This window comes from Bradyrhizobium valentinum (genome assembly GCF_001440405.1).
Lineage (GTDB): Bacteria > Pseudomonadota > Alphaproteobacteria > Rhizobiales > Xanthobacteraceae > Bradyrhizobium > Bradyrhizobium valentinum.
Map to the genome: position 1 here is coordinate 4,790 of NZ_LLXX01000196.1, position 5,024 is coordinate 9,813.

General features: G+C 63.9%; 7 protein-coding genes. All 7 read right to left on the minus strand.

What is annotated here, in order from left to right:
• Positions 1 to 67 precede the first annotated feature (67 nt).
• The gene (gene tatC / locus CP49_RS34805; RefSeq protein WP_057854628.1) at positions 68 to 889 is read right to left on the minus strand and encodes a twin-arginine translocase subunit TatC; all 822 of its coding nucleotides are present in this window, start codon (positions 887 to 889) and stop codon (positions 68 to 70) included.
• Positions 886 to 1,404 (minus strand): Sec-independent protein translocase protein TatB, encoded by a 519-nt coding sequence (tatB, locus tag CP49_RS34810; RefSeq protein ID WP_057854629.1) that lies wholly within the window; start codon positions 1,402 to 1,404, stop codon positions 886 to 888. The genes tatC and tatB overlap by 4 nt, the downstream gene beginning before the upstream one ends.
• 119 nt (positions 1,405 to 1,523) lie before the next feature.
• Positions 1,524 to 1,766, minus strand: coding sequence for a twin-arginine translocase TatA/TatE family subunit (locus tag CP49_RS34815; protein WP_057854630.1), 243 nt, complete (start codon positions 1,764 to 1,766; stop codon positions 1,524 to 1,526).
• A 168-nt stretch (positions 1,767 to 1,934) separates the two neighbouring features.
• Positions 1,935 to 2,666: an SMC-Scp complex subunit ScpB gene (scpB, locus tag CP49_RS34820; protein ID WP_057854631.1), complete on the minus strand. Its 732-nt coding sequence runs from the start codon at positions 2,664 to 2,666 to the stop codon at positions 1,935 to 1,937.
• A gap of 18 nt (positions 2,667 to 2,684) precedes the next feature.
• Positions 2,685 to 3,512 (minus strand): segregation and condensation protein A, encoded by an 828-nt coding sequence (locus tag CP49_RS34825; RefSeq protein WP_057854632.1) that lies wholly within the window; start codon positions 3,510 to 3,512, stop codon positions 2,685 to 2,687.
• Positions 3,509 to 4,531 (minus strand): beta-N-acetylhexosaminidase, encoded by a 1,023-nt coding sequence (nagZ, locus tag CP49_RS34830; RefSeq protein ID WP_057854633.1) that lies wholly within the window; start codon positions 4,529 to 4,531, stop codon positions 3,509 to 3,511. Before nagZ ends, CP49_RS34825 begins: the two co-directional genes overlap by 4 nt.
• A gap of 47 nt (positions 4,532 to 4,578) precedes the next feature.
• Positions 4,579 to 5,024, minus strand: a 446-nt coding sequence (locus CP49_RS34835; protein WP_197423335.1) for an SPOR domain-containing protein, incomplete at its 5' end; no start/stop codon positions are given.

Here is a 5,024-nt window from a genome sequence, read left to right on the forward strand (position 1 = left end):
CAAGCCCGGGCATGACGAATCATGAGCAGCACGGCGCGATGATAGGGAAAAATGCGGCCCTGACGCCCTATTCCGCCGGGTTGGTTTCCGGGGGCGGGCTGGCGGGTGGGCTCCCGCTTGAGGCCTGCGCGGCCGCGGCCTTCTTTTCGACCATGCGGACGGCGACGATCGCGCCCTCATACAGGGCCATCAGCGGTATCGCGAGCGAGGCTTGGCTGATGACATCGGGCGGCGTCAGCACGGCTGCGATGACGAAGGCGATCACGATGAAATAGCGCCGCTTCTCGCGCAGCATCTGGGAGGTGACGATGCCGATCCGACCCAGCAGCGTCAGGATGACCGGCAATTGGAACGCGACGCCGAAGGCGAAGATCAGCGACATCATCAGCGAGAGGTATTCGCCGACCTTGGGCAGCAACTGGATCTGCGCACTCTCCTCGCCGCCCATCTGCTGCATGCCGAGCGAGAACCGCACCAGCATCGGCATCACCACGAAATAGACCAGCAGCGAGCCGAGCACGAAGAAGAACGGGGTTGCGATCAGATACGGCAGGAACGCGCCGCGTTCATGCTTGTAGAGTCCGGGCGCCACGAATTTGTAGATTTGCGTCGCCACGATCGGGAATGAAATGAACCCGGCGCCGAACAGTGCGAGCTTCAATTGCGTGAGGAAATATTCGAGTAGCGCGGTGTAGATGAATTTCGAATTCTCGGCGCCGGCGATCCAGACGAACGGCCATACCAGCACGTTGTAGATCTGCTTGGCAAAGAAGAAGCAGAAGATGAAGGCAATGCCGAAGCCGAGCAGCGCCTTGATCAGCCGCGAGCGCAGCTCGATCAAGTGATCCATCAATGGCGCCTTGCTGGCCTCGATGTCTTCGATGGTCATGACGCTTTGGCGTCCTTGAGAATGTCAGGCGCGGCCGGCGCAACGTCCTGCTGGACCGCTTGAACTTCACGCGTGATCGCCGGCGGCTCGGAGACGGCCGCATGCGCCTCGGCCTCGACAAACGTTTCCGGCGTGGGTGCGACAGGCGTCGTCGGCGTGACAGGCTCGCTGATCGCGGAGGCCACCTGCGCATCGTTGGGTGGGGTCGTGGCAGGCTTGTCGATGTCGCCGATCTGCAGAGCGTCGCTGACGTCCTTCTGCAGCGAGGTCATGACATTGGCCGGCGAGAGGCCTGTAGCCACGTCCTTGACCTCGTCAAAACTCTTCTTGAGGTCGGCCATTTCGGCCTCGCGCATGGCTTCCTGGAACTGGCCCTGGAATTCGGCGGCCATCTTGCGCGCCTTGCCCATCCATTGCCCGACCATGCGCAGGACGCCCGGCAACTCCTTCGGGCCGATGGCAATCAGCGCGACAACCGCGATGACGACCAGTTCACTCCACCCGATGTCGAACATGAATTCTTCCGCTCGCGCGAGATGTCCGCGCCCCAATCCATCATAGCCAAGATTTGGAGCTGCCCGCGCCTCTTCTCAACCGGCGTCGTTCAACCGACGCCTGGTTCAAGCTGCCCAGTTCAGACAGCCTTGCTGCCGACATCCGTGCGCGCCGCCGTCGGCGCCGGCGTCGCATTGTGATCGATGGTCTTCACCGGCTCAGCGGGCTTTTCGGGCGCCTTCTCATCGTCCTGCATGCCCTTCTTGAAGGCCTTGATGCCGTTCGCGACATCGCCCATCAGGTCCGAAATCTTGCCACGGCCAAACAGCAGCAGGACCACTGCGATCACGACGATCCAGTGCCAAATGCTAAGAGAACCCATCCTGCAACCCTCCAAAAGAGACGGCCGGCTTCCGGCCAAGCTTTGGCGGAAGGTAGGCCCGAGAGGTATCAAAAACAAGGACCCCTGCCGCGGCAAATCGCTGTCACGGCTACGCATTATGGCTATTGTTAACCCCGCTTGAGCGAATAGCCCGGGGAGCCTTCGGAACTAGCTTCCGCTGCCCTCTTCAGGCTCGGCGGCCGGCGCCAGCAGCAGTTCCAGATTGTCGCCGGCCTCCAGCGGATCCTCGTCCTCACGCAGCGCCACGTCGTCTGACGGCGTCGGAACGCTGAAGCCGGAAGGCAGCCGCGAATCCAGTAGCCCTGTACCCTTCAACTCTTCGAGACCCGGCAGGTCGCCGAGCGCTTCCAGGCTGAACTGCGACAGGAACGCTTCCGTCGTGCCGAACGTCAGCGGCCGGCCCGGCGTCTTGCGGCGGCCGCGGGGGCGGATCCAGCCGGTTTCGAGCAGCACATCCAGCGTTCCCTTTGATGTGATCACGCCGCGGATCTCTTCGATCTCGGCACGCGTCACCGGCTGGTGATAGGCGATGATCGCGAGCACCTCGATCGCCGCCCGCGACAGGCGTCGCGTCTCCGTGCTTTCGCGCGTCATCAGCCACGACAGATCACCGGCGGTGCGGAACGTCCATTTATTGGCGACCCGCACCAGATTGACGCCGCGCGGGGCGTATTCCGCCTGTAGCTGCGCCAGTGCCGCCTTGACATCGACGCCATCAGGCATGCGCTTGGCGAGCGTCGCCTGATCGATCGGCTCGGCAGAGGCAAACAGCAGCGCTTCGAGAAGCCGCAATTCCTCGGGCCGCGCCGCAACCTCGGTATTCTGGTCGATGGGATGATCCTCGGCATCTTCCATGCGTTTTTCCGCCAGGCTTGCCATGGCTAGGTCTCCTTCCACTTACTCGACCGTCATATCCGGCGCGGGCATCGCTGCCTGCGGCGGACGCTTGCGAAAATAAAGCGGCGCGAACGCCTCTTTCTGGTTCAATTCCATCTCGCCTTCCCGTACCAGTTCGAGGGCGGCGGCAAAGCTCGACGCAAACACCGTCGCCCTCTGCGAGGGATCGACGACGTAGGTGAGCAGATAATCGTCGAGACAGCTCCAGTCCTCGGCGTCGGCCATACCGACCAGCCGCTCCAGCGAGGCGCGCGCTTCAGCCAGCGACCACACCGTGCGCTTGGTCAGATGCACGGTCGCCAGCACACGCTGCTGGCGCTGCGCGGCATAGGCGGTGAGCAGGTCGAACAGGGTTGCGGTGAATTTGGGGTGGCGGATTTCGGCGATGGTTTCCGGATTGCCGCGCGGAAAGATATCGCGCTGGAACTGCGGCCGGTTCATCAGCCGGTTGGCGGCTTCTCTGATAGCCTCGAGCCGGCGCAGCCGGTTGGCCAAGGCGGTCGCCATTTCTTCGGCGCTGGGGCCGTCCGGCGTGGCCGGCTCGGGCAGCAGCAGCCGCGATTTGAGGAACGCGAGCCAGGCGGCCATCACGAGGTAATCCGCCGCCAGTTCGAGACGGATTTTTCGCGCGGCTTCGATGAACGTCAGATACTGGTCGGCCAGCGCCAGGATCGAAATCTTGGCGAGATCGACCTTCTGCTGCCGCGCCAGCGTGAGCAGCAGGTCGAGCGGGCCCTCATAGCCCTCGACGTCGACGACCAGCGCCGGCTCGCCTTCGGTGATTTCGGCGGGCCGTCCGGTTTCAAACGATAGAATCTCAGCCGTCATGCCGTTCCTACCCGATCCATCAACGCTTCAAGTTCAGCCCGTGCCGCCTGTCGGTCGAAGGGCTCAGGCTGTTTTCGCGAGGCCAGCGCCCGCTTGGCACGTTCTAAGGCCTCACCCGCCAGTTCCGGCGTCTCGCGCGCCACGTCGCGCATCTCGTCGAGCTTGCCGTTGCAATGCAAAACCATGTCGCAGCCAGCGTTGACGATGGCGCGGGTCCGCTCGGCGATCGATCCCGCCAACGCATTCATGGACACGTCATCACTCATCAACAAGCCTTGGAACCCAATTGCGCCGCGAATCACCTGCCGGATGATTGTCGCAGAAGTCGTCGCCGGTTGGGCGGGGTCCAGCGCGCTAAACACAACATGCGCGGTCATCGCCATCGGCAGGTCCGCCAGCGGTTGAAAGGCCGCGAAATCGGTCCGTTCCAGCTCTTCTTTCGACGTATCAACGGTCGGGAGGCGAAAATGGCTATCGGCGGTCGCCCTCCCATGGCCGGGAATGTGCTTCAGCACCGGCAGCACGCCGCCCTGCTCCAGCCCCCCGGTGACCGCCCGGGCAATCGCTGCGACCTTGGCCGGTTCGGTTCCATAGGCCCGATTGCCGATTACGGCATCGGCCCCGGCCACCGGCACGTCCGCCAGCGGCAGGCAGTCCACGGTGATGCCGAGGTCGAGCAGGTCGGCAGCGATCAGGCGTGAGCTGAGCCGCGCGGCTTGAAGGCCCAGCGCCGGCTCGAGATCGTAGAGCGCACCGAACACGGCGCCGGGCGGATAAACCGGCCAGTGCGGCGGCCCGAGCCGGGCCACCCGCCCACCTTCCTGGTCGATCAGGACCGGTGCATCCGCCTCGCCCACACAATCCCGTAATTCTTCAACGAGATCAGATACTTGATCTGGCGTCTCGATATTGCGTTTGAATAGGATAAAGCCCCATGGCCGCATCCCACGGATGAATTCACGCTCCGTGGCGCTCAGTTCCAGTCCCGATACGCCCGTGATGAATGCGCGGCTGCTCATGGGGGCCGATTAGGCCCCTCAGAGCACCGGGGTCAAGGAAACCGCCATTAATTCCTTTGGACGAAGCACTGCCCGCCGGCGGATTTCAGGCTGCTGCAGACCTGCGCCGCCTCATCGGAGGTGCCAAACGGACCGGCGAAGGCGCGGTAGTAGACGCCCTTTTCGCCGAGATCGACGCGCTTCACCAGCGACGAATGCGGCCCCAGCACGCTCGGGAACTTGCCCTGCAGCGCACGATAGGAAGCCTGCGCGTCGGCCTCGTTCTTCTGCGAGGAGACTTGAACCAGATAACCACCACCGGCCGGGGCGGCCGCCTGGGCCGGATTGGTCGCCGCCATCCGGGTCGGCGGCTGCGCGGGATCGCCCTGCGGCGACAGCGATATCGGCGTATTGGCGCTGGCATTGGCCGATGCAGGGTTGCGCGCCGGCGGTGCAATGGGAGCAGGACCAGGGGCGACAGCCGGGGCAGCGGCGCTTCGCGTCGTCGGCTTCG